We start from the raw sequence: 23,220 nt of genomic DNA, 5'->3' as shown, positions 1-23,220 counted from the left end.
GAAAGTGTATAAAACAAAAAAGCCTTACTTTTTAAAGTAAGGCTTTTTTTATTTTTTTATTTGATTACCATCTTTATCAAAAAAATGATATTCTAAATATGTGTAAGCATCTCTTGGTAAAATTTTCACCCATTTCTTATGTTCAAAAAACCATTTTGAACGTATCGATGGAAAACCTTTTGTTAAAAAGGCTGCTATAAAAGGATGTGTGTTTAAAGTCACCTTCTGATAGTCTTTTTTAAATAGTCGTTCCATATCATCTTTGATTTTAGGAACAATACTGATTGGAGCTTCAACTTCGGAACCATTAATAATCTCATCCGGATTTTCCTCGCGAGTTTTAATGTTCATTTCTGGTCTTACTCTTTGTCTAGTTATTTGTATCAATCCAAATTTACTTGGAGGTAGTATTTTATGTTTAGCTCTATCATCTTGCATTTCATCACGTAGATGGTTGAAAAGCTTTTTTCTGTGTTCAGCAGTATTTAGATCAATAAAATCAACAACAATAATTCCGCCCATATCACGTAAACGCAATTGTCTGGCCATTTCTGTTGCTGCAATTAAATTAACTTCAAGTGCTGTATCCTCTTGTGAATTGGCTTTATTAGAGCGGTTTCCACTATTTACATCTACAACATGAAGCGCTTCGGTATGTTCTATTACCAAATATGCTCCTTTTGCCATGGAAACAGTTTTCCCAAAAGAGGTTTTAATTTGTCTTTCCACTCCAAATTTTTCAAATATTGGAACGTTTGACTGATACAATTTAACTATGGATTCTTTTTTTGGTGCAATAAGTTGCACATAATCTTTAATTTGAACGTAAAGCGCCTCATCATCCACATGAATTCCGGTAAAGGAATCATTAAAGATGTCTCGTAAAATAGAAGAAGCTTTATTCATTTCTCCTAATACTTTACTTGGATGCGGTGCTTTATGTAGCTTTTTACACATTGCGGTCCAACGACCTAACAAATTTTGTAAATCTTTATCTAGTTCAGCTACTTTTTTGCCTTCTGCTACGGTACGTATAATTACGCCAAAACCTTTTGGAGTAATACTTTTAACCAATCGTTTTAGTCTTTCTTTTTCTTCTTTACTTTCTATCTTTTGAGAAATAGAAATGCGATCAGAAAAAGGAACTAAAACAATATATCTACCAGCAATAGAAAGCTCAGAGCTTATTCTAGGGCCTTTTGTAGATATTGGTTCTTTTACTATTTGTACCAGTAACGATTGATTTGATTTTATAACGTTAGCAATGCTACCGTTTTTATCAATATCTTTTTCAAATGGGAAATTCTTTAATGAAAAATCATTTAGTTTACCTGTGCTTACACTTTTTGTGAATTTTAAAAGGGAAGGTAGTTTTGGTCCTAAATCATGATAATGCAAAAATGCATCTTTTTCATAGCCAACATTAACAAATGCGGCATTTAGACCAGGAACAGCTTTTCTGGTTTTGGCAATAAACACATCGCCAACAGAAAAATCGTTACCATCTTCATCTTTTTGTAATTCAATAAGTTTTCCATCTTTTAATAAGGCAAAATCAACGTGGTTGGAACTAGATCTAATGATCAATTCTTTATCCATTTTGTTAATTTTTATCCATACAATTAAGTACAGATGGATTATACATTATTTTTCTAATCATAGTTAAAGCTATCTATTAACTTTAACTATGATTAGAAATCACAGGGTTTTTAAATCCGTGGAGTTCAAACAACGCAAGGTATTACGTGTTTTTATAGAACTCATTTCAAAGAACGTTTGCTATAAACCAAAAAAGTAGCTATTAACTACTTTTTCAATCTATTTCTTCTTTTTGTGACGATTAGCGCGTCTTCTTTTTTTACGCTTATGCGTAGCAACCTTGTGTCTTTTGCGTTTTTTACCACTTGGCATAAGTTTGATCTTTTTTAAATTAATATTATTTTAGCGTCTTACTTAACGTCTACATTTGTTTTCACTCCTTCTACAAATACTTTAGCAGGTTTAAATGCTGGAATATTATGAGCCGGTATTTTTATAGTTGTATTCTTAGAAATATTTCTACCAGTTTTTTCCGCTCTTGTCTTAATGATGAAGCTTCCAAATCCTCTTAAGTATACATTGTCACCACCTTCTAAAGAAGTTTTTACTTCTTCCATAAATGTTTCAACCGTTGCTTGAACATCTCCTTTTTCAATTCCTAATTTCTCAGAAATTTTTGCTACTAAATCAGCCTTAGTCATTCTCTATTATTTTTAATTATTGTAATCAGTTATTAAGGGATGCAAATATAGGAATTTAAATTTCAATATTTCAAACCTAATTCACTTAAATTTAACCTAATAAACGTTTATTTTTGCAGTTACTATATATAATAAATGACTATAAACAAAACTTTAACACATTGGTATTCAGAAAACAAGAGGGATTTACCATGGCGAAGAACTACCAATCCGTACTTTATATGGTTGTCTGAAATCATTTTACAACAAACAAAAGTGGATCAAGGATTACCTTATTATGAAGCTTTTGTTACTAATTTTCCAACAATTTTTGATCTTGCAAGTGCAAAGGAGAGCGATGTTTTAAAATTATGGCAAGGTTTGGGCTATTATTCTAGAGCTAGAAACCTACATGCAACTGCAAAATATATAGTAGATTCTCTTCATGGGATCTTTCCAGATAACTATAAAGACTTATTAAAACTTAAAGGTGTAGGTGATTATACCGCAAGCGCTATTGCTTCTATTTGTTTTAATGAGGTTTGCGCTGTGGTAGATGGCAATGTATATCGTGCATTTTCTAGATATTTCGGGATTGCTACTCCTATTAATAGTACAGCAGGTCAAAAGGAGTTTAAAGTATTGGCCCAAAAATTAATAGATAAAAAAGATCCAGCAGAGTTTAATCAAGCTAGTATGGAGTTTGGTGCGAGACAATGCAAGCCTAAAAATCCGGATTGTACTATTTGTCCGTTACAAGGTGGTTGTATTGCTTTACAGAAAAACTTAATTACAGAGTTACCAGTAAAGAAGAAGAGTCTAAAACCTAAAACAAAACATTTTAATTTTTTGGTGTTTGTTTCCGTAGATAAAAAAACTATTTTAGAAAAAAGGGAAGGAAAAGGTATTTGGCAAAATCTATATCAGTTTCCTTTAATAGAGAGTAAGGCGAGTATGAATTTTAATGCGTTGCATTCTCAATTAAAGAATCATGCTTTAATCAATACTTCTTCCTTTAGTTTGTCCTTATATAATGAAGAGGCAATTATTCATAAACTATCACATCAGCATTTGCATACTAAGTTTTGGATTATAGAAACAGATCAGCTTCTCGTGGAAGGGATTGCTATAAACGAAATAATAGATTATCCTGTTCCTGTGTTGCTTTCTAATTTCATGGAAGCTTTTAATTTTTAGAAACGGTATCTTAATTTGGGAGTCAAATGGTGTGTTAAGACTATCGTTAATTTTAAATTTAAAAGAAACAATACGGCTGGTATTATTAGAGGATTAAACAGGTATTAGTCTATATCATATTTTTTTATTAATTTTAAGTTTATCAATTGCAAAAGCGTAATTTTGTGGAACATTAAAAACAAGATATCATGTCAGGTACGTTAAATAAAGTAATGCTAATTGGGCATTTAGGAGATGAAGTAAAAATGCATTATTTTGAGGGAGGTGGTTGTGTTGGCCGTTTTCCTATTGCAACGAATGAAACCTACACTAATAAGCAAACTAACGAACGTGTTACTAATACCGAATGGCATAATGTAGTGGTACGTAATAAAGGTGCAGAAATTTGCGAAAAGTATTTAAGCAAAGGAGATAAAGTATATATAGAAGGAAGAATTAAAACCAGAAAATGGCAAGATGAAGGTGGAAACGATCGTTTTTCTACAGAAATACAATGTAATGACTTTACTTTTTTAACAACAAAAAATGACAGTGGTTCTGCAAATAGTGCGCAGCCGCAACAACAAAAACCGGAAGCAGCACAGCCTCAAGCAACGCAACCAAAAGCTAGTGCGCCAGTTGCAGAAGACGATGCGGATGATCTTCCCTTTTAACGTTTAACTAAAAATATAATCTTTGGATCCCGAACCCTCGAGTTTTTTACTAATAAATTTAGCTATTGATTTTTCAATTGTAAGTGGTTTTGTGCTCTTATTTGTGCTATTGCTTTGTTCTGCTTTAATCTCAGGAGCAGAAGTGGCTTTTTTTTCCTTAACAGATACAGATATAGAAGAAGGTTTAGAGGAAAATGCGAAACCAATTCAAATAATTTCCTATTTATTAGAAAGACCTAAAAAACTATTGGCAACCATTCTAGTTGCTAATAATTTTATAAATATTGCAATCGTAATTCTGTTTGCTTATTTAGGTAATTTTATGTTTGAAAGTATAAGCTCTTCAGCTGTAAAATTTATTTTAGAAGTTGTTTTAGTTACCTTTTTAATATTGCTATTCGGTGAAATTTTACCCAAAGTATATGCCATTAGAAATAGATTGAAATTTGCCACATTTATGGCGTATCCTATACGTTTTCTAGATGTTGTTTTTTCGCCTATAAGCTTACCAATGCGAAGCATTACATTAGCAATTAATAATAAATTTGCGAAACAAAAATCCAATCTAAGTGTCGATCAACTTTCCCAAGCGCTAGAGTTGGCAAGTGATGAAGACACTACTAAAGAAGAACAAAAAATACTGCAAGGTATTGTCTCTTTTGGTAATACAGATACCAAACAGGTGATGCGACCAAGAATAGATATTTTTGCATTAAACGTAGAACAAAAATATGCAGAGATAATTCCTGAGATCATTAAAAATGGCTATTCTAGAATTCCTGTATATAAAGATAATATAGATACTGTTGTTGGCGTTTTATACGTTAAAGACTTGTTGCCTTTTATCGATAGAAAACAATTAGATTGGAAAACCTTATTACGAGAACCATTTTTTGTGCCTGAAAATAAAAAGCTAGATGATTTAATGGCTGAGTTTCAAGAAAAGAAAGTCCATTTGGCTGTGGTTGTAGATGAATATGGAGGGACTTCCGGACTTATATCTTTAGAAGATATTATTGAAGAAATAGTGGGAGATATTAGCGATGAGTTTGATGACGAAGGATTAGTGTATTCTAAATTAGATGATAAAAATTATGTTTTTGAAGGTAAAACAGCTTTAAAAGATTTTTATAAAGTCATAAGATTAGACGAACAAGATATTTTTGAAAATAAAAAGGGAGAAGCGGAAACGATAGCTGGTTTTGTTTTAGAGATTTCTAGAAGTTTCCCGAAAACGAATAGTAAAATACTTTTTCAAGATTATGTTTTTACTATTGAAGCATTAGATAAAAAACGAATAATACGCGTAAAAGTTACTATTCCTTAATATATATTAGAACACGGAACACTGCATACTTTATGATCTATAAACCAAAACATATTATAATTTTAAAAAGTTTATTTGTAGCCATTTGCATTCTAGCTACTTCTTGCGGAAACGAAACAACACCTAAACCAGAAGCGAAATTACGATTAGAATATCCAGCGCCTAATTATGTAGCGACTAATTTAAACATGCCTTTTGCTTTTGAAAAAAATACGTTGGCAACAAATGTTAAAACAAGAAAGTTAAAAGGAGAGGATAGTTATGGTGTAAACTTAGAGTATCCAACTTTAAAAGGAACCATTTACTTAACGTATAAATCAATAAATAAAAGCGAAGAGAAATTAATTTCTTATTTGCGAGATGCGCAAAATTTCACACAAGAACACACGCAAAAAGCAGATGAAATCTTTAGTGATTTATTTGAAAATCCTAAAAACAAGGTCTACGGAATGTTTTACGAAGTTGGTGGTAACGCTGCATCACAATCCCAGTTTTATGTAACCGATAGTACCGATCATTTTTTAACAGGCTCGTTGTACTTCTATATAAAGCCTAATTTTGATTCTATACTTCCTGCTGCAAGCTATTTAAAAAATGATATTAAGCATATCATGGAAAGTATTACCTGGAAATAAAAAAGGCTTCTCATAGAGAAGCCTTTTAGATATAATAATAATAATAATAATAATAATACTTTGTTTTTTAAGACTTAGCCTTATCCGCACAACATGCTTTCTTGCAGTCTGCGCCACAAGTCATTTTTTTATCTGAAGAAGAAACTTCTGCTTTATTGGCACAACACGCTTTTTTACAATCTGCTGCACAAGCTGTTTTCTTATCTGTAGATGCTTCTGCTTTTTTACCTGTAAAAGATTCTACCGTTTTCATTTCTTTAACGGTATATGTTTCTCCAACCTTCGTTACTGTTTCTTCTAAAGAAGTGGTAGTAACTTTAGCATTGTCATATTCTACCATTGCTAATTTTTTGTCGTAATCTACTTTTGCAGATTTTACACCTTCCATTTTAGCTAGTTTCTTTTCAATAGTTCTTGCGCAACCAATGGCACAAGTCATACCTTCTATTGTGAATTCTGCTTTTGCGTATGTTGCATTTGGATCTAATGCTGCTTTCTTGGTTTCTACAGCAGTTTCTGTTTCTACTGTAACTACTTCTGCTTTAGATTCGTTTTTGCAACTAAATGCTGCTAAAGCGATTACAGCTATTGCTGCTATTTTTTTTATTTTTTTCATCGTATAAGTTTTTATTATTCAACTGTTTGCAAATCTAATAATTATTTGCTGTTAATTGTGTTAAAAAGTAGCACATTTGCAGGACTAAAAAAGAATGTATGTTTCAGAACAACAAAAAATGGTTCTACCTTATCGTTTTGTCTATAATTTGGGGAACTTCGTTTATACTTATTAAAAAAGCGCTTATAGGTTTAAATCCTTATCAATTAGGAGCTTTAAGAACAATAATAACAGGTTTGTTTTTGTTTGTCGCAGGTTATAAAACCATAAAAACGATTAGAAAAGAAGATTGGAAATGGATTGCTATTTCTGGTTTTTTCGGATCGTTTATTCCTGCTTTTTTCTTTGCAATAGCAGAAACAGAAATTGATAGCGCGGTAGTATCTGTTTTAAATTCTTTAGTGCCATTAAATACGATATTGCTTGGCTTTGCTGTATTTAAAATAGCTTCCACAAAAAGACAGGTTTTAGGAGTTGTTGTTGGGTTTATTGGTACCGCTATATTAATTTTAAAAGGTGCTGCTTTAAATCCAGAACAAAATTATTTGTATGCTGGTTTTATTGTAGTTTCTACCTTTATGTATGCCGTAAATGTAAATATTATAAAAAGGTATTTACAAGATGTAAAACCTTTGGCAATAGCAACAGGGAACTATGTAATTATTTTTATTCCTGCTTTAATTGTCTTGCTGTTTACAGATTTTTTTACAGAAGCTACATTTAGTAAGCCTGAGTTGGGTGCATCGATACTTTATGTTACTTTATTATCCTTTTTTGGTACCGCTTTAGCTAAAGTGCTTTTCAATACATTGGTTCAAATTTCTACTCCGGTTTTTGCTTCTTCTGTTACCTATATAATGCCTATTGTAGCATTAGGTTGGGGGATTTTAGATGGCGAAGGTTTTAGTATGTTACAAGCTTTTGCTTCTGGGATTATATTGATTGGTGTTTATTTATCACAAAAAAGAACAGGTAAGGGATTCCGTTCTAAATAATTCACATAAAAAAAAACCGAAGCGATTAGGCTTCGGTTTATAGTTTATTCCATAGATTTTAATTAGTCAAAATCGGCATCTGTAACCCCTTCGTTTACTTTAATTTCTTTTACTGCGAAATCAAATTTACGTGGTCCATTAGTTTGTCCAATTTTAAATGGAAACTTTATACCAGATACTTCTTGGTATTCTGTCAGGTAGGTAGAAGCAGATCCCATTTCGGTAGATTTATCTACTTTTATTTTTAATCCAGTTTCTACGCTGTAGAAGTTAGTTTGCTCTTCAGAGATTTTAATTCTGTATGCTTTTTCACCATCGATATCTTCAATTTTCTCTAAAGTAACGCCGCTATTATTTAAGTAGTTTACTTCCGGGAATGGAGACCCTTCTTTTACGGTTTCCTTTACTTCTTCCGGTGTCATTTCAGAACGTTGTCCTTGTTGTACTTTGTATCCGGCTTCCCCATCAACAACCGTTTTCATCATCGATTGTCCCATGGCAAAAACTTCGGTTACAAATTGGTCTTTAGATGTTTTCTTCATTTCTAGATGCATCATCATACCTGGTTGTAATTCTGCTTCCGCAGTAATAAAAACAGAATTTACTTTATCTAAATTCGCTTTTCCACCAATAGCATCAAGATACTTGTTAAGTACTGTATTTGCATCGATGTCACTTGGCATTTCTATATTGTAGTTTGGTTTTTCCACTGGATTTGCGTACGCATCATAATATTTGATTGGTACATTGCTTCCGTTAAAGGTGATTTTCTCTAAATTTTCTAGCACTTCGCTACCTTTTCCTACTACAACAATTCTAGCGCTATCTGTACCAAAATATTTATTTGCTACTCTGGTTACATCCTCTATAGTTACCGCTTTTATTTTTTGTAAGTATGTAGTGTAAAAATCTTTTGGTAAATCATTCAACTTGATGTTTAATGCATAACGGGCAATATTTTGTGGGTCTTCAAGATTTAAAACAAAGTCACCAAGATATTTTGCTTTTGCATTTTCTAATGCTTGTGCGGAAACTGGTTCTTCTTTAATGCGTTTTATTTCTTTTAAAGTTTCTACAACAGCGCTATCTGTAACTGCATTTCGAACTGCTGCTCCAGCTTTAAAACGAGATACATATTTGTCTGATCCAACACTAGAACGAGCGCCGTAAGTGTAAGCATGTACTTCACGAAGATTCATGTTTAAGTAACTGTTAAAACCGCCACCTAATATTTTATTAGCAATTAAAACAGCATGGTAATCGGGATCGCTCATTTTTAAATCAACATTACTAGTTAAAGAAATGTTAGACTGTACAGCATTTGGCATGTCTACAAAATTGATTTGCGTGTATTGCACATTTGGCATTGCTTCTGGTATTGTAGAAACCACTTTTAGTTTGCTTTCCCAAGTAGAAAAATAATTTCTAATTTGTCTTTCAATCGTTGTGTAATCTACATCACCAACAACTACTAAATAGGCATTGGAAGGCGTATAATATCTTTCGTAAAAAGTTTTAACGTCTTTTAACGTTGTTTTATTAATCGTTTCTTCGGTTACAAATTCTCCGTAAGGATGGTGTGTACCATAAGCTAAAGCACTACCAACACGACCTGCAACAACATCAACACTCTTTTTGTTAGATTTTAAGCCTTCAATAGCTTTATCTTTTTCTTTTTGAAATTCTTCTTCCGTTAATAATGGGTTATTAATGGCATCTGACATTAGCTTTAAAATCCTATCGGAATATTTAGATAGTGAACTTGCATAACCACCATTGTATCTAAAGCTCATTCTAGCGCCAAGAAAGTCTATTTCTTCATTAAATGCATCTTTGCTAATGCTAGATGTTCCGTTTCCTAGCATGCTGCCTAATAATCCGGAAACTCCAGCGATATCTCCTTCTTTAACGGGTTTGTTGTCAATAGTTAAACTATAAGAAACACGAGGTAATTTGTGGTTTTCTACGACTAAAACTTTTAAGCCGTTTGGTAGTTCAAATTCTCCAGGAACTTCTAAGGCGATTTTAGGAGCTGGACCTGATTTTGGTTGTTTCGATCTATCTATTTGTGCTTGTGCAACAACAGACATTAAAAACAAAGTTAATAGTGTAAATATTTTAGTTTTCATCTTTTCTTTTATGTTTTTATTGATCTTTTTCTTTTGGTAAATATTCCATTTCCAATCGTTGATTCGTGTTTAAATATTTTTTAGCAACCGCTTGAATTTCTTCTCTAGTAATAGATCTGTAAATTTCAATTTCTTTATTAATTAAAGAAGTATCACCATATAACATATAATACGTTGCAAGAGAACTAGCAATTCCTTCTACACCCGAATTAGAGTTAACGAATTGGTTTTCTGAAATATTTTGAAGTTTTTGGTAGTCTCTTTCTGAAATTAATTCGTTTTGAACTTTTACAATTTCTTCGTCAATTTCTTTCAGTAAATCTGCTAAAGAAACATCTCCTAAAGGCATTCCGTATAAAATGTATGTACTGTAATCTTCTTGACTATTATTAAAGGCACCAACTTGTATTGCCATTTTTTTCTCGTCTACTAATTTTTTGTACAAAACAGAACTTTTACCACTGCTTAAATAAGTAGATAACATGTCAAGAGCATAAGCTTCTCTTTCTTTCATAGAAGGTGTTCTGTATGCTGCTACTATTGCAGGGATTTGAATGTTAGAATCGTAAGCCTTCGCTTTGATGGTTTCTGTAATAGGGTCTTCTTTAGCGAAATTTCTAGTAATTTCTTCTCCTCTAGGAATTGGTCCAAAATAGTCTTGAATCATTTTCTTTACCGAAGGAATATCAATATCTCCAGCAACGACTAAAGCGGCGTTATTTGGAACATAGAATTTTTTATTGAATGCTTGAAATTCTTCTAAAGTAGCGGCGTCTAAATGTGCCATTTCCCCAATAGTTGTCCATCTGTATGGGTGTTTTTTGAACATATTTTTCTTTACATTTTCAAAAAACTTACCATAAGGAGAGTTGTCTACACGTAAACGTTTTTCTTCTTTAACCACTTCGTTTTGTGTATCTACACCAATTTGATTGATAATAGGATGCATTAATCTTTCCGATTCCATCCATAAACCAGTCTCTACACTGTTAGAAGGGAATACTTCGTAATAGTATGTTCTGTCGTCTGTAGTATTTGCATTATTGCTTCCGCCATTAGAACTAACAATAGTGAACCATTCACCTCTTCCAATGTTTTCTGTTCCTTCAAATAAAAGGTGTTCAAAAAAGTGAGCAAAACCAGTACGTTCTGGGTTTTCATCTTTTGCACCTACGTGATACATAACCGAAGTTATTACTACAGGAGCAGCGTTATCTTTATGTAAGATAACATGCATGCCGTTATCTAAATCGTACTCTTCATACTTAACTTCTTGAGCAGTTGCTGCAAAACCAGCTAAACATAGAGAAGCTAAAGCCAAAATGCGTTTTTTCATTGTGTATTTGATTTTTATAGTTTTATTGATTTGTCTATAACGATAAAGAATAGTTACAGGTTTTCAAAAGTAATATTTATAAATATTTTTAACGTTAACAAAATCAAAAAGTTAGGGTTATATTATAATAAGTGAAAATTTTTCACGAAATTTAAAAGAGTATAATCCTTAAAGCTTTATTGATATGAATTCTTCTTCATCTGTAGCTGTTAAATATAGCGTTTTTACAATTATAGCGCTTATAGCATATTTTTTAATTCTTAAATTTTTAGGACTACATACGAATCCGTGGTTTAGAATGTTAAACGGATTATTTATGGGATATGGAATTTATGCATCTATGAAAAGGTATAAATCGATATCTGGAGGAGAGTTTAATTATATAAACGGGTTTAAAGTTGGATTAATTACTGGTTTTTTAGCTACTTTTAGTTTTGCCTTATTTATGGGGATTTACATGTTTCATATAGATGTAGATTTTATGAATACCTTATTAAAAGATTGGTTTGATGATGGTGGCTATGGCGGCGGAATTTTAATCTTTGTAATTATCGTGGAAGGTTTAGCGTCTTCAATAGTTTTAACACTTACCTTCATGCAGATTTTAAAAAACAGTACAAAAGTTGTTCAAAAGCAATAAAACGTTTGTAGTTTAATTAATTAGCAGTATATTTGCATCCGTTTTCTAAGGAAAATGAGATTATTTTATATAAATTAATTAATAAAAACGTTACGCTATGTACGCAATTGTAGAGATAGCAGGGCATCAATTCAAAGTTGAAAAAGACCAAAAAGTTTTTGTTAACCGTTTAGCATCAGAAGAAGGAAAGACTATGTCTTTCGATAATGTTCTTTTAATTGCAGATGGTAGCAATGTAACTTTAGGCGCCCCAGCTATAGATGGAGCACAAGTAAGTGTGAAAATCTTAAAGCACCTTCAAGGTGATAAAGTTATTGTTTTCAAAAAGAAAAGAAGAAAAGGTTACCGTGTAAAGAATGGACACAGACAAGCCTTAACAGAAATCGTGATTGAGAGCATTGTAGCTTCAGGAGCTAAAAAAGCTGCTCCAGCTAAAAAAGCCGCTGCTCCAAAAGCAGAAGCTAAAAAAGAAACTCCAAAAGCTAAACCAGCTGCGAAAGCAACAGGAAAAGCAGATGATTTGAAAAAAATCGAAGGAGCAGGACCTAAAGCTGCAGAAGCATTAGTTGCTGCAGGTATAGATACTTTTGCTAAAGTAGCTAAAACAGATGCTGCTAAGTTAAGTGAAATCTTAACAGAAGCTAGTTCAAGATTAGCACATTTAGTTACAGATACTTGGCCAGCACAAGCGCAATTAGCTGCTGATGGTAAGTGGGATGAGTTAAAGAAATGGCAAGACGAATTAGATGGTGGAAAAGCGTAATTGCTTAACTACTTAATATTAACAATATAAAACCTTAAGACAATGGCTCATAAAAAAGGAGTTGGTAGTTCGAAGAATGGTAGAGAATCAGAATCAAAACGTTTAGGCGTGAAGATATTTGGTGGACAAGCTGCTATTGCTGGAAATATCATATTAAGACAAAGAGGTAATACGCATCACCCAGCGGAGAACGTATACCAAGGAAAAGATCACACTTTACACGCTAGAGTAGATGGTTTAGTAAAATTCACAAAGAAAAGAAACAATAGATCTTATGTATCTATTGAGCCTTTCGAAGCTTAGGAATTTTATAAATCCTTAAAATCTAAAACGCCTTTACTTATTTAATAAGTAAAGGCGTTTTTTTTATGTGCTATAATTAAAAAAGGGAAAACCGTCTCCTAAAATAGTTGGCATGGAATATAATCTAAAACTATAAAAGTCATATAATCTATTTTTATAGTTATTATAATGTGTTTGGCTGTTTTTTGTGTTTTAATTTGGAAAAGTCATACCTTTGAAAAGGGGAATATTTAAAATCAAAATAATATAAAGTTTGTTATTTGTTTTTAAAGACAAAAAAGGAAATGATAGCATCAGACAAGTTAGTAACTTATATGTGGATTTTATTAGCAGTTTATGCTGCCGTAATATTATTTTTCGTCATACGAGGCGCTCGAAAAAACACAAGTATAAAAGATTATGCCGTTGGTAATATTGGTTTCCCTTCTTGGGTGGTTGGTTTGTCTTTGGCTGCTTCTATGACAAGTGCCGCAACCTTTATTATTAATCCTGGATTTATAGCACTCTACGGAATTTCTGGAGTGATCTCTTTTGCTGTTGTATTACCCATTGCAGCATTCCTATCGTTAATTGTTTTTACCAAAGGTTTTGTTAAGCAAGGTAATGCCGTAAAGGCAACAACGATGGCGCAATGGATTGGAAAGCGGTATAAAAGTAAAAGCTATGCCTTCTTCTTTGGTATTATCGCACTCTTACTTATTACTTTTATTGTGCTAATTAATGTCGGCTTAACACAGGTTATTTCTAAATCGCTAAATGCAGATCCTTTTTATGTGCTTATGGGCATTACAGTATTTGTATTTGGTTATATGATGTTTGGTGGTGCAAATTCTATGGTGTATACCAATACTATTCAGGCTATCATTATGTTTGTTGTTGCTATTATTTTGATTAGTTCTGGATCTGAATATTTTACCGATGGTATTTCAGGTTTCTTCGATAAATTAAATGCTATAGATCCTAACCTTACAAAACCAACAAATACCTCTAGTTTCTTATTTCGAGATTATTTTGAAATTATTTTTACGCAAATCGTCATTGGTGTAGCCATTGTATGTCAGCCACATATTATTACAAAATCCCTATTATTAAAAGATTCTAGTAAGATTAACACCTATTTGTTTAGTGGGATTGCTTTTATGATCGTTTTCTTTTTAGTGGTAATTGTTGGTTTGTATGCGCGAATTAGTTTTCCTGACTTTATGGTTAATGGAGAAAAATTAAGAATGGATGAAATTATACCAACGTATGTAGTTACCAAATTCTCTGTAGGTATTGGTTTAGTTATTGTAGTAGGTTTAATTTCTGCGGGATTATCCACTTTAGAGAGCCTAATTCAATCGTTGTCCATAACGATTACTTCCGATATTATAAACCCTTTATTTAAGGATAAGTTTACCGAGAAAACCATAAGTATTAATAAAGCAGTTATTGTTGTTCTTGGTGTTGTGAGCTTTTTATTAAGTTGGGAACAAATTAAAAACCCTGATGTTAGTGTGGCTATTTTTGCTCAAAACGGAGTCTATGCTTACTTTGCGGCTGCTTTTGTGCCTGTTCTTTTTGGTACATTTTTAGATAATGTTTCTTTAAGGTCTGTTTTTATAGCAAGTATTACGGCTATAGTAGTACATTTTGGTATTTACTACGGAAGAATAACGCCTTATATGCAGGAACCTGTAAATAATCCAGGAGTTTCAGCAGCAATAGGAATACTAATATCACTAATAATTGGTTATATTATTTATAAAATAGATTCTAAAAAAGAAGCAAGTGGACGCATTAGATTGGACAGCTAAATGGGCAGATTATACGCCTGAAAAAATTGCAATAACATCGTATGACACAAATAAAAGTTATACGTATAATGACTTGCATATCTATGCCAATCGTTTAGTCCATAAATTTACCGAACTCCATCTAGAAGAAGGAGATAGAATAGCTGTTTTAGCAGAGCATAGTCTAGAATATATGGTGCTTTTTGTAGCATGCCAACGTATGGGGCTTGTTATTGTCCCTTTAAACTATCGCTTACCGGTAAATGAAATATCTAAACTTCTTGTGGATTGTACACCTTGTTTGTTTATCAGTAATGAAAACCATCAAGATAAAGTGGCGCAATTACCACTTCGTACTATACAAAAAATGTCTTTTAATACGCTAGAACAATTTTTTCAGATTGCAGAAAACGATTCGGTTAAAACGGTTTCCATAAAAGAAGATAATGCCTTATTTATATTTTATACTTCGGGAACTACGGGAGCGCCAAAAGGTGTTATTTATACCAATAAAATGTTGTTTTGGAATAGCTTAAATACATCCATGCAATTGGGTATTACGTTTCGAGATTCCACAATAAATACCTTGCCGCCTTATCATACATCTGGATGGAATGTTTTTGTAACCCCATTATTGCACAAAGGAGGACATATTGGTATGTTAGAAAAGTTTGATGCCGAAAAAATATTAAGTCTTTTAGAGCGTAACAAAACGACTTTGTTTATGGCTTTGCCGACCATGTTATTAATGATGCAGAAAACACCGGTTTTTAAAGATGTTAATCTGAAAAAACTACGATACATTATTTCTGGAGGAGAAAAAGTAGCATCCGAACTTGTCTCATTCTGGAAAACCGAAAAAAATATTTACATAAGACCAGGTTATGGTTTAACCGAAGCTGGACCAAGTATTACTTCTTTGCATCATAAAATGGCAGAACTAAAACCAAATTCTATAGGGAAGCCTAACTTTTATTTAGATCTAAAAATTGTGAATGTAAAGGGAGAGCGCGTTAAGGCATATGAAGTTGGTGAACTTTGTATTAAAGGAGATATTGTGACTCCTGGTTATTGGAATAATTCTGTTAAAACCAGTAGTAAAATAAAAAAAGGATGGTTGTTTACTGGGGACTTTGCATATAGCGATGAGGAAGGGTTTTTATATATGAAAGGACGCAAAAATGATATGTATATCTCTGGAGGTGAAAATATTTATCCGCAAGAAATTGAAGTGCAATTAGAATTAATAAAAGGAATAAAAAAAGCTGTAGTTTTAAGTGTAAAGGATGAAAAATGGGGAGAATGCGGCATAGCATTTGTAACGATAGGGAATGAAGATCTTTCCGTAATAGAAATAAGAGAAGTTTTAAAAACGAATCTAGTAGCTTTTAAGCATCCAAAATATCTGTTTATTTTAGAGGAAATTCCTTTAACTAGTTTAGGTAAAGTTTCTAGGAAAAAATTATATAATTATTTTAATACTATTAAATCAGAACAATGAAAAAATGCACGTTACTATTTATTTTCACTTTAATTAGCACCACTATATTTTCGCAAAAATCGGATAAACTTATGAAAGAAATAATTTCTCAATATGATTTTAAATCCCATACTGTAGTAATTGATAGTACAGAAATAAGTTATATTAAAGAAGGAGTTGGTGAGAAAACAATACTTTTTGTACATGGATTAAGTAGTAATTCAGATGCTTGGTCAAAAAATATTGAGACCTTAAAAGAGCAGTACACATGCGTAGCTTTGGATTTACCAGGATACGGAAAGTCGGCTAAGCCCGAAGCGGAATACACACCAACGTATTTTGCAGAGATTTTACACAAGTTTATAGCCAAATTAGAATTAAAAAACGTGATTCTTGTTGGTCATTCTATGGGAGGGCAAGCAAGTATTAAACTAGCAACTTCTTATGAAGCAGATATTCAAAAATTAATTTTGATAGCTCCAGCGGGTTTAGAGCAGTTTTCGGAAGCTGGTGCTAGCATGTTAAAAAGTTATTTTACTGCAGAAATGGTAAAAAACACCACAGATGAACAAATAGAAAAAAATTATGCTTTAAACTTTTACCAGTTGCCAGAAGGGACTTCTAGAATGATTCGCGATAGAAAAGAAATTAAACTGGCTACAGATTTTGATGCACACTGTAAAGCTATTGTTAGTAGTATTTCTGGAATGCTAAACGATCCTGTGTATGTAGATTTAGAAAACATAACAAGAAAGACGTTAGTTGTTTTTGGTAATAAGGACATGCTTATTCCTAACCGTTATTTAAATCCGACTTTAACCATAGAAGACGTTGGTGAAATAGCTTCGCGAAAAATAAAAAATGTAGAAGTAGCGTTTGTGGAAGATGCTGGTCATTTTGTGCAATTTGAAAAACCGATAGAAGTTAATCTGCTTATTCAAAAATTTATTGAGGCTGATTAATGCAAAACTGGATATATAATAATTACTTAATTGCATTTGATGTTTAATGAAAACAAAGCTAAAAAAATTTACTGAATTTAGTAAAACGATACTGCCCAATGAAGCCAAATATCTGCAAACTAGATATCAGTTTACAGATTCAGAAAAGCTTCAAATTATAGAGTTGATCGTGTCTAATGCTTTGTCTCAAAAAGCATTTGTAGATTTTGATACCACGATCAATAAACGCAAATATTCCTACATTAAAGATTGGGTCGAAAAAAAATTAGCCAATATCGATGTAGATGCAACCATTGGTTGGTTAATGCCATTAAAGCAAAAAATACTTACAGATGCAATAGCTTCTAGTGAAGAAAAAGAATTTCTATATTATATTTCTACATATAAGAACTTGGATTATAATTTTCAGATTTTGTATGATTTGGCTAAAGAGTATAAGTCTTATTTATTGGTTAGAATGCGCTATAAAGACCATCAAATAGTAGCAGGTTTTATCGAAACCTATAAAGAGAATTACGCAGAAGTTAAAGATGTTAACGAGAAACTGTACACCGCTACTACAGAAATCACCAATCAATATACGCTTAATAATAACGAAACAAAGCACTTAGAAACTTGGTTGCTTGCGGTCTTTAATGATAAAAATATAGACGGAAAAAACAGGTATCAAGCATTTGTTTTACTCGCTTTTATCTATACAAATTATAATGAAAATGATAAATTAAAAATCATTTTCGACCAAATTGACTATTATTTTAGCCAAGGCGAAATGTATTCTAGACGTTTACTCTCTAATTATTATGCAAGTCGAGTGTTGTTGCATTCTAAACAAGACGAATTTGAAGAAGCGGAGTTTTATGGGTATTTGTCTATCCGCCAAAACAATAATGATACCCTAATGTATTTGAATAATTTGGTCGCTATTTTATTGCGGAATAATAGTCCGGAAAAAGCTTTTACATTATTAGATGCATATCAAGAATTGTATAAAGAAACACATAACTACCATCAAAAAATAGGCTATTGTTCCTATCAAATTCGTGTTTTATCCGAACTTCAAAAAAACGATCTAGCGGGAGTTACAGCGAAAACATTTTTAGTAAAATATAAAAAGGAAGTGCTGAAGCATCGTTGGCATCACTTTTTTACATCGTATATCAATGTTTTGGTCATCCAAGAAAAGTACGAGGAAGTGCTGAAACTTGCTGCAAAATTCAACTTGATAGAAAAGGAAAGCGAACGTCAAAAACAAAGTAATTACGTGCCTAATATTTCATGGAGTATATCGCTTTCTAGATACATGGAAGGTAAAATAAACTCTGTACGTTTATTAGAGGAGATTAAAGCGCCAATTAAAGGTGTGCAATCCACAAAAAATCAAAAACAATTGATGATAAAGGTGATTGATACCCTTTCAAATAATTTACCAGAAGCATTTTTTAAACTAAAGTCATACATTTAATATTTTGCTTTAAAACCCTTTATTTAAATGGGGGTTTGGTTTTTATTCTCGTTTTTTAAACTAAAGTCATACTTCTCATAGCTAATTTTTAGTACTGTTTATTTTCTTTTTCACAATAGATTGCCATCATAATCTAACTTAAAACATCATTTCAATTATGAAAAAACTACTATTCTTACTAACCTTGATTAGTTCTTTGGTTATTAATGCGCAAGACACAGGAAGCGTAAAGGGGATAATTACCGAAGCAAGTGGTATGCCTTTAGCTGGAGCTGCTGTATATATTAAAAGTATAGACAAAGGAGGTGTTACTGATTTTGATGGTAATTTCACCATTGAAGATGTGGCAGAAGGTACGCATGATGTGACTATCTCATATATTGGTTATGAAACGCTAGAGCAAAGTGTTTCAGTAACTGCCGGTAGCGTAACACAATTAAACTCGCAATTAAAAGAATCTAATAGTGTTTTAGATGAAGTTATAATAACAGCAGGGAAAAAACCGCAAAAAATTACAGATGTACCAGCTACAGTAAATGTAATTACAGCTAGAGATATTGAAGAGTTTCCTAGTTTTAATATTGGAGAATTAGCAGCAAGACAAAAAGGTGTTGATTTTGTACGAACTGGTGTTTTGGGAACCGGAATTAATATTAGAGGATTTAATTCTGCTTTTAATTCTAAAAACTTACAAGTAACAGACGATAGATTATCTACATTAATTGCTACAGGATTACCAATGGGCTCTTTTTCTACAGTAACTAAAGATGACATCTCAAGAGTGGAAATATTATTAGGCCCAAACGGAACGTTGTATGGACCAAATGCACATAACGGATTAGTAAGTACGATTACTAAAAACCCAAGACAGTCTGAAGGAACTACATTTGCATTAGGAGCTGGTAATCAAAATGTGGTTACTATGCGATTAAGACATGCACAAGTGCTTAATGATAAATTTTCTTATAAATTTCATTTTGAAAGATCACAAGGAACAGAATTTAACTATGCAGATAGTGTATATGTTGGTACAACAGCATATAAAGAATTAGATCTGGATCGTGATTTTGATTCGCAAAAATATGGTGCTTCTTTATTTTATAAGCCAACAAAAAGTTCAGAAATAACTGGGTATTACGGACATAGTAATAGCAATAATATTGGTGTTACAAGTGCGGGACGTAACCAAATTAAAGATTGGAGCATCGATGTTGCGCAAGTGAAATTTGTTTCTAAAAACTTTTTTGCTAATACGTATTATACGTGGAGTAATACAGATAAAACCTATGCTATGAACCAAAGAACACAAAATTATGTGTCCTTTATAGATAATGGTTTTTCAGAAGCAGAAGCTAGTGAACGTTCTTTTACAGAGCAATGGTATCAAACAGGTGCAAATCAAGGTGAAGGTATAGCATTACAGCGTGGTGCGGTTTTTAAAGACGCTTCTAAACGTTTTAATGCAGAAGCGCAATACAATAATAGCTGGAATAAATTCTATTTAACTTTAGGAGCGCAGTACCAATTAGATATGGCAGATTCTAAAGGAACTTATCTTTTTGATGACGGTGGAATTGATCTAGATCAAACTGGTGTATATACACAAATGGAATATAAATTAGACGATTCTGGATGGGGATTCTTACTAGGAGGAAGAATAGATAATCACGAATTATATGGTTCTAACTTTATCCCAAAAGCTGCAATTACTAAAAAAGTGAAAAGCGGAACATTCCGTTTAACTTACGGTAAAGGTATCGCTGTACCATCTATCTTAAATCTTAAAGGAAACTTATTTGGTGGTTTAGTTATAGGAAATGGGGAAGGATTTACATTAACCGATGGAACAAAAGTTGGAAAATTAGATGTGGAAACTATTAATTCTTACGAAATAGGATACAAAGGGAAATTATCAGAGAAACTTTTCATCGATACCAATGCATATTATAATCAGTCAGATAATTTTATCAGTCCGTTAGTTAATATTGCAGATGCAGCAAATGGAAATAATGTAACGCATGTTGGGGATACGCCAATCGGAGAGCTGGTTGAAGGTTCTACTGGTGGTTTTGTGTTAACGTATTTAAACTTTGGTCATGTAGATACGTATGGATTGGATGTAGGATTAAACTATTACTTCAATGATAGCTTTAGAACTTCTTTTAACTACTCTTATTTTGATAGAGATCTAGATAAAAATGATATGGATAATGATGGTAATTTAGACGGACAAGTTTTAGAAAGCGAGTTGCCAATTAATACACCTAATCATAAGTTTAGTGTTGGTCTTCACTACGGAAAAGGTAAATTTTATGGTGCGCTCTTCGGAAGATATGTTCAAAAATATGATTTCTTTTCCGGTATAAATGTAGCAGCAGAAACACAAGATCAAGATGGTGATGGTATCAATGAAATAGTTGAAAATGCTCAGGTAGGAAGAACTTGGAACTACGGACAATTAGGAGGTTTCTCAGTAGATGCTAATGCAGGTTATAATTTTAATGATAATCTATCTTTAGGTTTAAGTATTACTAATCTATTTAATGCTAAAAATAGAGAGTTTGTAGCTTCTCCAATAATTGAAACGCTGGTTTCTTTTGAGTTAAAGTATAAAATGAACTTCTTTAAAAAGAAATCTGCAACTATTAACTAAGCTTCCAAATCATGCCAAAAATACAAGTTAAGGATATAGAACTTGACTATGAAGATTATGGAAAAGGAAATGTACTTCTGTTACTTCATGGTTTAGGATCCACAAAAAAAGATTGGGACGGTCAAGTCCCTTTCTTTTCTAAAAAATATCGAGTTATTACATTAGATTTAAGAGGTCATGGAGATTCTACTAAACCATTAGATGCTTATGGAGTCGGCTTTATGACAGAAGATGTAACGCTGTTTTTAGATAAATTAAATATTAAAAAAGCAACTTTTGTTGGTTTTTCTATGGGTGGTGCTGTGGCTTTTGAAATGGCAGCTAAGCATCCAGAATACGTAGAGAATCTAGTGATTGTAAATAGTGGTCCCGACTTTAATGACATGGGAAAAACTGGTGAGGATCTTTTAAAGAATCGTACCGAATTTTTACAAACAAAAGGAGTAGAGCCATTAGCCAAAGAAATTTCATTTAATATGTTTCCTGAAGCACATCAAATAGATCTGCGAAACCAATTTGAAGAACGATGTAAAAACAATGATTACAACGCATACTTTAAATCTTTTGTAACCTTGATGGATTGGGGTTTGGGAGATAGAATAAAAAACATTACGACTAGAACCTTAGTGGTGGCTTCTGATATGGATTATACACCAGTTTCGTTTAAACAAGCTTATGTAGATAAACTACAAAACGCTTCTTTGGTGGTTATTGAAAACTCTAGACATGGTGTGGTTATCGACCAACCCGAAGCTTTTAATGTCGCACTTGAAAATTTTTTAGAAGATGAATAAAACCGTTCTTATTACAGGAAGTACTAGCGGAATTGGTTTCGGTATTGCAAATCAATTTGCCAAAGAAGGTTATAATATCATGTTTCATGGTTTAGAAAAAAATGGAGCAGAAATAGCAAAAGAAGTTGGTGATGAACACCAAGTGAAAGTCGCTTTTTCTAATGCTAATTTATTACAATCGGAAGCTATTGAAGATTTAATAGAAGAAACTATAAAGGTATTTGGAGCATTGCATGTATTAGTAAATAATGCAGGAATACAATTTGTTTCGCCAATTGAAGATTTTCCGAATCAAAAATATGAAAATATTATTGCTATAAATATGAATGCTGTGTTTTATGCTTCAAAAGCCGTTTGGAAACAGATGAAAAAACAAAAGTTTGGTAGAATAATAAATGTGTCTAGTGTGCATGGTATTCGAGCTTCCGAATATAAATCAGCTTACGTAACCGCTAAACATGGCGTAATAGGTATGACCAAAGTGTTAGCTTTAGAAGGAGCTCTTTTTAATATTACTTGTAATGCGATTTGTCCGGGTTATGTAAAAACACCTTTGGTAATCGGACAAATAAAAGACCAAGCCAAAGCGCATAACATGACTGAAGATGAAGTAGTAGAAAAAGTGATGCTTAAAAAGCAAGCGGTAAAGCAGTTTGTACCTTTAGAAGCGATTGCAGATATGGCAATATTGCTAGCAAAAGACAGCTCCACAACCATAACAGGATCCTCTTTTGTTTTAGATGGAGGTTGGAGTGCACAGTAATTTTTGATTAGTTTTTAAAAATGCTTTTCTGGAAACAGAAGGGCATTTTTTTATTTTTAAACTAGTTTTAATATTAAGGTTCTTACTGAAAAGCATTTCGTTAGTAACTCCTTCCTTTAGTTAAAGGAAGGTGGGTTTTATTGTAAAATAAAACTCGCAAGGTTTGTAGTAAAATAGTGAAGTGTATTTTTTAACTCCTCTTTCTCAAAATTTCTAAAGCGGAAATTTTAATTCATTCTCCTCTTTAAAAAAAAGAGGAGAGCAGGTAAAAATCAACTTTTATATTTAGCTATAATATGCTTAGAAATCAATAATGCTCTCGTTTTGAATATAAGTGTATCGAGAAGTGCTCCTTCCTTTAGTTAAAGGAAGGTGGGTTTTATTGAGAGATAAAACTCGGAAGGTTTGTACTAAAATTAGTGAAGCATATCTTTTTTTAACTCCTCTTTCTTAAAATTTCTTAGAAGGAAATTTTAATTCATTCTCCTCTTTAAAAAAAAGAGGAGAGCAGGTAAAAA

At 32.3% G+C, this 23,220-nt stretch carries 20 protein-coding genes; 15 read left to right on the top strand and 5 right to left on the bottom strand.

Translation table 11 applies throughout. The features are described from left to right. Positions 1-48 precede the first annotated feature (48 nt). Together ACVCZW_RS13810 and ACVCZW_RS13805 are read right to left on the bottom strand one after the other, a co-directional pair. On the bottom strand, positions 49-1,599 hold the full coding sequence (locus ACVCZW_RS13810; protein WP_452229023.1) for an Rne/Rng family ribonuclease: 1,551 nt from the start codon (positions 1,597-1,599) through the stop codon (positions 49-51). A 350-nt stretch (positions 1,600-1,949) separates the two neighbouring features. Next, positions 1,950-2,240 (bottom strand): HU family DNA-binding protein, encoded by a 291-nt coding sequence (locus ACVCZW_RS13805; RefSeq protein WP_055442767.1) that lies wholly within the window; start codon positions 2,238-2,240, stop codon positions 1,950-1,952. A 135-nt stretch (positions 2,241-2,375) separates the two neighbouring features. Here ACVCZW_RS13805 and mutY point away from each other — a divergent pair, with 135 nt between their 5' ends. The 4 genes from mutY to gldD all read left to right on the top strand — a co-directional run bounded on the left by mutY (position 2,376) and on the right by gldD (position 6,031). Next, positions 2,376-3,416: an A/G-specific adenine glycosylase gene (gene mutY, locus ACVCZW_RS13800; protein ID WP_452232692.1), complete on the top strand. Its 1,041-nt coding sequence runs from the start codon at positions 2,376-2,378 to the stop codon at positions 3,414-3,416. A gap of 188 nt (positions 3,417-3,604) precedes the next feature. After that, entirely contained in the window at positions 3,605-4,069 is a 465-nt protein-coding gene (locus tag ACVCZW_RS13795) for a single-stranded DNA-binding protein (protein ID WP_452229021.1), read from the top strand. A 22-nt stretch (positions 4,070-4,091) separates the two neighbouring features. Next, the gene (locus ACVCZW_RS13790) at positions 4,092-5,396 is read left to right on the top strand and encodes a gliding motility-associated protein GldE (protein WP_452229020.1); all 1,305 of its coding nucleotides are present in this window, start codon (positions 4,092-4,094) and stop codon (positions 5,394-5,396) included. Between the two features lie 32 nt (positions 5,397-5,428). Beyond that, positions 5,429-6,031, top strand: coding sequence for a gliding motility lipoprotein GldD (gldD, locus tag ACVCZW_RS13785; RefSeq protein ID WP_452229019.1), 603 nt, complete (start codon positions 5,429-5,431; stop codon positions 6,029-6,031). 67 nt (positions 6,032-6,098) lie between these two features. Here gldD and ACVCZW_RS13780 read toward each other — a convergent pair whose 3' ends face one another. Continuing rightward, positions 6,099-6,647 (bottom strand): cation transporter, encoded by a 549-nt coding sequence (locus ACVCZW_RS13780; protein ID WP_452232691.1) that lies wholly within the window; start codon positions 6,645-6,647, stop codon positions 6,099-6,101. Positions 6,648-6,745: 98 nt separating this feature from the next. Here ACVCZW_RS13780 and ACVCZW_RS13775 point away from each other — a divergent pair, with 98 nt between their 5' ends. Beyond that, a complete protein-coding gene (locus tag ACVCZW_RS13775) occupies positions 6,746-7,642 on the top strand; it encodes a DMT family transporter (protein ID WP_452232690.1) in 897 nt (298 codons plus the stop codon). 62 nt (positions 7,643-7,704) lie between these two features. On the opposite strand, the gene ACVCZW_RS13770 is transcribed toward ACVCZW_RS13775, so the two are convergent. Further along, positions 7,705-9,771 carry a M16 family metallopeptidase gene (locus tag ACVCZW_RS13770; RefSeq protein WP_452232689.1) on the bottom strand — a complete coding sequence of 689 codons (2,067 nt, stop codon included), beginning with the start codon at positions 9,769-9,771 and terminating at the stop codon, positions 7,705-7,707. Between the two features lie 16 nt (positions 9,772-9,787). Further along, on the bottom strand, positions 9,788-11,107 hold the full coding sequence (locus tag ACVCZW_RS13765; protein WP_452229015.1) for a M16 family metallopeptidase: 1,320 nt from the start codon (positions 11,105-11,107) through the stop codon (positions 9,788-9,790). 184 nt (positions 11,108-11,291) lie between these two features. On the opposite strand from ACVCZW_RS13765, the gene ACVCZW_RS13760 reads away from it, so the two are divergent. The 10 genes from ACVCZW_RS13760 (at position 11,292) to ACVCZW_RS13715 (ending at position 22,702) form a co-directional block, all read left to right on the top strand. Beyond that, positions 11,292-11,747, top strand: coding sequence for a DUF4199 domain-containing protein (locus tag ACVCZW_RS13760; protein ID WP_452229014.1), 456 nt, complete (start codon positions 11,292-11,294; stop codon positions 11,745-11,747). 97 nt (positions 11,748-11,844) lie between these two features. Then, the gene (gene rplU, locus ACVCZW_RS13755; protein WP_452229013.1) at positions 11,845-12,510 is read left to right on the top strand and encodes a 50S ribosomal protein L21; all 666 of its coding nucleotides are present in this window, start codon (positions 11,845-11,847) and stop codon (positions 12,508-12,510) included. A 42-nt stretch (positions 12,511-12,552) separates the two neighbouring features. Continuing rightward, positions 12,553-12,813, top strand: coding sequence for a 50S ribosomal protein L27 (rpmA, locus tag ACVCZW_RS13750; protein ID WP_055434719.1), 261 nt, complete (start codon positions 12,553-12,555; stop codon positions 12,811-12,813). 284 nt (positions 12,814-13,097) lie between these two features. Next, on the top strand, positions 13,098-14,609 hold the full coding sequence (locus ACVCZW_RS13745) for a sodium:solute symporter family transporter (protein ID WP_452229012.1): 1,512 nt from the start codon (positions 13,098-13,100) through the stop codon (positions 14,607-14,609). Continuing rightward, positions 14,584-16,089 carry a class I adenylate-forming enzyme family protein gene (locus ACVCZW_RS13740; protein WP_452229011.1) on the top strand — a complete coding sequence of 502 codons (1,506 nt, stop codon included), beginning with the start codon at positions 14,584-14,586 and terminating at the stop codon, positions 16,087-16,089. Before ACVCZW_RS13745 ends, ACVCZW_RS13740 begins: the two co-directional genes overlap by 26 nt. A 71-nt stretch (positions 16,090-16,160) precedes the next feature. Further along, positions 16,161-17,030, top strand: a complete 870-nt coding sequence (locus ACVCZW_RS13735) for an alpha/beta fold hydrolase (RefSeq protein WP_452232688.1) — start codon at positions 16,161-16,163, stop codon at positions 17,028-17,030. A gap of 46 nt (positions 17,031-17,076) precedes the next feature. Continuing rightward, positions 17,077-18,492, top strand: a complete 1,416-nt coding sequence (locus ACVCZW_RS13730; protein ID WP_452232687.1) for a hypothetical protein — start codon at positions 17,077-17,079, stop codon at positions 18,490-18,492. A 157-nt stretch (positions 18,493-18,649) separates the two neighbouring features. Then, the gene (locus ACVCZW_RS13725; RefSeq protein ID WP_452229008.1) at positions 18,650-21,145 is read left to right on the top strand and encodes a TonB-dependent receptor; all 2,496 of its coding nucleotides are present in this window, start codon (positions 18,650-18,652) and stop codon (positions 21,143-21,145) included. An 11-nt stretch (positions 21,146-21,156) separates the two neighbouring features. Then, a complete protein-coding gene (locus tag ACVCZW_RS13720) occupies positions 21,157-21,939 on the top strand; it encodes an alpha/beta fold hydrolase (protein WP_452229007.1) in 783 nt (260 codons plus the stop codon). Continuing rightward, the gene (locus ACVCZW_RS13715; protein WP_452229006.1) at positions 21,932-22,702 is read left to right on the top strand and encodes a 3-hydroxybutyrate dehydrogenase; all 771 of its coding nucleotides are present in this window, start codon (positions 21,932-21,934) and stop codon (positions 22,700-22,702) included. The genes ACVCZW_RS13720 and ACVCZW_RS13715 overlap by 8 nt, the downstream gene beginning before the upstream one ends. Positions 22,703-23,220 lie beyond the last annotated feature (518 nt).

Source organism: Lacinutrix sp. MEBiC02595 (genome assembly GCF_053601555.1).
The sequence above is the reverse complement of the archived record's forward strand: the minus strand, read 5'-3'. Positions and strand labels throughout refer to the sequence as shown.

Coding starts and splice junctions, on each gene's coding strand:
- ACVCZW_RS13810 (WP_452229023.1), bottom strand. CDS start 1,599: ATGGATAAAGAATTGATCATTAGATCTAGTTCCAACCACGTTGATTTT.
- ACVCZW_RS13805 (WP_055442767.1), bottom strand. CDS start 2,240: ATGACTAAGGCTGATTTAGTAGCAAAAATTTCTGAGAAATTAGGAATT.
- mutY (WP_452232692.1), top strand. CDS start 2,376: ATGACTATAAACAAAACTTTAACACATTGGTATTCAGAAAACAAGAGG.
- ACVCZW_RS13795 (WP_452229021.1), top strand. CDS start 3,605: ATGTCAGGTACGTTAAATAAAGTAATGCTAATTGGGCATTTAGGAGAT.
- gldD (WP_452229019.1), top strand. CDS start 5,429: ATGATCTATAAACCAAAACATATTATAATTTTAAAAAGTTTATTTGTA.
- ACVCZW_RS13780 (WP_452232691.1), bottom strand. CDS start 6,647: ATGAAAAAAATAAAAAAAATAGCAGCAATAGCTGTAATCGCTTTAGCA.
- ACVCZW_RS13775 (WP_452232690.1), top strand. CDS start 6,746: ATGTTTCAGAACAACAAAAAATGGTTCTACCTTATCGTTTTGTCTATA.
- ACVCZW_RS13770 (WP_452232689.1), bottom strand. CDS start 9,771: ATGAAAACTAAAATATTTACACTATTAACTTTGTTTTTAATGTCTGTT.
- ACVCZW_RS13765 (WP_452229015.1), bottom strand. CDS start 11,107: ATGAAAAAACGCATTTTGGCTTTAGCTTCTCTATGTTTAGCTGGTTTT.
- ACVCZW_RS13760 (WP_452229014.1), top strand. CDS start 11,292: ATGAATTCTTCTTCATCTGTAGCTGTTAAATATAGCGTTTTTACAATT.
- rplU (WP_452229013.1), top strand. CDS start 11,845: ATGTACGCAATTGTAGAGATAGCAGGGCATCAATTCAAAGTTGAAAAA.
- rpmA (WP_055434719.1), top strand. CDS start 12,553: ATGGCTCATAAAAAAGGAGTTGGTAGTTCGAAGAATGGTAGAGAATCA.
- ACVCZW_RS13745 (WP_452229012.1), top strand. CDS start 13,098: ATGATAGCATCAGACAAGTTAGTAACTTATATGTGGATTTTATTAGCA.
- ACVCZW_RS13735 (WP_452232688.1), top strand. CDS start 16,161: ATGAAAGAAATAATTTCTCAATATGATTTTAAATCCCATACTGTAGTA.
- ACVCZW_RS13730 (WP_452232687.1), top strand. CDS start 17,077: ATGAAAACAAAGCTAAAAAAATTTACTGAATTTAGTAAAACGATACTG.
- ACVCZW_RS13725 (WP_452229008.1), top strand. CDS start 18,650: ATGAAAAAACTACTATTCTTACTAACCTTGATTAGTTCTTTGGTTATT.
- ACVCZW_RS13720 (WP_452229007.1), top strand. CDS start 21,157: ATGCCAAAAATACAAGTTAAGGATATAGAACTTGACTATGAAGATTAT.
- ACVCZW_RS13715 (WP_452229006.1), top strand. CDS start 21,932: ATGAATAAAACCGTTCTTATTACAGGAAGTACTAGCGGAATTGGTTTC.